Source organism: Kitasatospora sp. NPDC056800, from assembly GCF_042789775.1.
In the GTDB taxonomy this organism is placed as follows: Bacteria; Actinomycetota; Actinomycetes; order Streptomycetales; family Streptomycetaceae; genus Kitasatospora.
Genome location: NZ_JBHUAL010000372.1, coordinates 1 through 3,067, shown reverse-complemented (window position 1 = coordinate 3,067; position 3,067 = coordinate 1). Strand labels below are relative to the sequence as shown.

Below are 3,067 nucleotides of genomic sequence, written 5' to 3'. Positions count from 1 at the left end.
GTGAACGACCGGGGAGGACTACTCGGAGACCGCGGTCTTGATCTCGATGGCCGCCTTGACCAGGCCCGCGAACAGCGGGTGCGGGCGGGTCGGGCGGGACTTCAGCTCCGGGTGGGCCTGGGTGGCCACCAGGTAGGGGTGCACCTCGCGCGGGTACTCGACGTACTCGACCAGGTCGCCCTTGGGAGAGAGGCCGGAGAACTCCAGGCCGGTCTTCTCCAGGTCCGCGCGGTAGGCGTTGTTGACCTCGTAGCGGTGGCGGTGGCGCTCCTCGACGTACTGCTCGCCGCCGTAGACCTCACGGACGATCGAGCCCTCGGCGAGCTTGGCCGGGTACAGGCCCAGGCGCATGGTGCCGCCCAGGTCGCCCTTGCCGTCGACGATGGCCAGCTGCTCGGCCATCGTGGAGACGACCGGGTGCTTGGCGGCGGCGTCGAACTCGGTGGAGTTGGCCTCGGGCAGGCCGGCCAGGTTGCGGGCCGCCTCGATGACCACGCACTGCAGGCCCAGGCACAGGCCCAGCAGCGGCACCTTGTTCTCGCGGGCGAAGGTGATCGCGCCGACCTTGCCGTTGACGCCGCGGTCGCCGAAGCCGCCGGGGATGCAGATCGCGTCGACGTCGCCGAGCTGCGCCCGGGCGCCCTCGGGGGTCTCGCAGTCGTCCGAGGTGACCCACTTGATCTCGACCCGGGCGTTGTTGGCGAAGCCGCCGGCGCGCAGCGCCTCGGTCACCGACAGGTACGCGTCCGGCAGGTCGATGTACTTGCCGACCAGGGCGACCTTGACGATGTGCTGCGGCTCGTGGACGCGGCGCAGCAGGTCGTCCCAGGTGGTCCAGTCGACGTCGCGGAACGGCAGGTCCAGGCGGCGCACCACGTACGCGTCCAGGCCCTCGCCGTGCAGCACCTTGGGGATGTCGTAGATCGACTTGGCGTCGATGGCCGCGACCACGGCCTCCTCGTCCACGTCGCACATCAGCGAGATCTTGCGCTTGATCGCCTGCGGGACCTCGCGGTCGGCGCGCAGCACGATCGCGTCGGGCTGGATGCCGATGTTGCGCAGCGCGGCGACGGAGTGCTGGGTGGGCTTGGTCTTCAGCTCGCCCGAGGGGCCGATGTACGGCAGCAGGGAGACGTGCACGAAGAACACGTTGTCCCGGCCGACCTCGTGGCGGACCTGGCGGACGGCCTCCAGGAACGGCAGCGACTCGATGTCGCCGACGGTGCCGCCGACCTCGGTGATCACGACGTCGACGTCCTCGGTCGCCATCCGGCGGATCCGGGACTTGATCTCGTTGGTGATGTGCGGGATGACCTGGACGGTGTCGCCCAGGTACTCGCCGCGGCGCTCCTTGGCGATGACGGTCGAGTACACCTGGCCGGTGGTGACGTTCGCCGAGCCGTGCAGGTTGGTGTCCAGGAACCGCTCGTAGTGACCGATGTCCAGGTCGGTCTCGGCGCCGTCGTCGGTGACGAACACCTCACCGTGCTGGAACGGGTTCATGGTGCCCGGGTCCACGTTGAGGTAGGGGTCGAGCTTCTGCATCGTCACGCGCAGGCCGCGGGCCTTGAGCAGCGCGCCGAGGCTGGAGGCGGTCAGCCCCTTTCCGAGCGAAGAGGCGACACCCCCGGTGACGAAGAGGTGCTTGGTCGTCACGGCGCGGCCGTTCGCTGCCTTGCCGGAATGGGGCTGTGCCAAGAGGGGGCTCCCGTGGGTCGCGTGTCGAAGCAGACGTGGGCGGGAGGCTCGGGGTTCGCCGTGACGGGAGGCCGGCTCGGTGCGCGGCGCTCACTGGGTCGTCGGTTCGGCTGGTCCGGGGCGTTTGATCCCGCCGGTCCACGGGATACCAGGGTATCAGTGACGCGACCCGGACGCCGATCGAGGCACGCGCACCGCGCCGGGAGCGCGCGCGGGGCGCACGACCGGCGCATCACACGCCACAGGTTTCACACCGGTCGCACAACCCGCCGGACCGGGCCAGAGCGCGGTGTCCGTCCGGACCATCCCGGCTCCCCCTGCCGGGCCAGGCGGAGGTGATCCTTCCGGACCATCCTGCGCCGCGCCCTCGCGATGCACGGCATTTCCGCCGAATTGCGGCGCCACACCGGGCTGCGTCCGCGTGCTTCGCCCCTTTCGTCCGTCGTAAGCTGCTCGGACGCATCGCCGACAGCACGAGCACGCGGAGGGCGTGGGAGGGTCAGGACACTCCCGGTCCCCGATGCGCGACCGGACCTCCCCGTATTCCCGCTCATCCCCACCCACTCCAGGGGCTCGACCGAGCCCCGCGGACACTCCAGCAAGGCCCGCCACCACCCCCGGCAGGCCGGACGTCCCGGGGTGGACCTCCGGCCCCGCAGACCGCTCGCTCCCTCCGCTCGCCGATGCCCTGACCACATTGCGAACTGGAGATCCACGTGGCCGGCCGTATCGAGGACTACGCACTCATCGGGGACATGCAGACCGCTGCCCTGGTCAGCAGGGACGGGGCGGTGGACTGGCTCTGCCTTCCCCGCTTCGACTCGCCGGCCGTGTTCGCCGGCCTGCTCGGCACCGATGAACACGGCTTCTGGCGGATCGGCCCGGCCGAGGCCGTCGTCACCTCGGTCCCCCTCCCCGCGACGGCCCCGGCCCCCTCGCCCGCACGGGTCCGCATCGCCGAGACCGCCGACCTGCGGGTGCCCCCGCCCACCGCCGCCGCCCCGGCCGTGCCCGCCGACCGCCGCCGCTACCGGGGCGACTCGCTGATCCTGGAGCAGGAGTGGGACACCCAGGGCGGCACCGTCCGGGTGATCGACTTCATGCCGCCGCGCCCGCTGGCCGGCAAGGACGCCGTCCCCCAGGTGATCCGGATCGTCGAGGGCGTCTCCGGCACCGTGCGGATGCGCTCCGCACTGCGGATGCGCTTCTCCTACGGCCGGGTGGTCCCCTGGGTGCACCGCGTCGAGCAGGCCGACGGCGGCCACCGCACCGTCGCCGTGGCCGGCCCCGACTCCGTCTGGCTGGACGGCGAGGCCGAGACCTACGGCCGCGACCTCACCACCTACGCCGACTTCACCGTCACCGCCGG

At 71.6% G+C, this 3,067-nt stretch carries 2 protein-coding genes; one reads left to right on the top strand and one right to left on the bottom strand.

What is annotated here, in order from left to right; translation table 11 throughout:
- Nucleotides 1–18 precede the first annotated feature (18 nt).
- On the bottom strand, nt 19–1,698 hold the full coding sequence (locus ACFRQN_RS40325) for a CTP synthase (RefSeq protein WP_375875575.1): 1,680 nt from the start codon (nt 1,696–1,698) through the stop codon (nt 19–21).
- 755 nt (nt 1,699–2,453) lie between these two features.
- On the opposite strand from ACFRQN_RS40325, the gene ACFRQN_RS40320 reads away from it, so the two are divergent.
- Nucleotides 2,454–3,067: trehalase-like domain-containing protein (locus tag ACFRQN_RS40320; RefSeq protein WP_380745622.1), on the top strand; the 614-nt coding region annotated here is incomplete at its 3' end.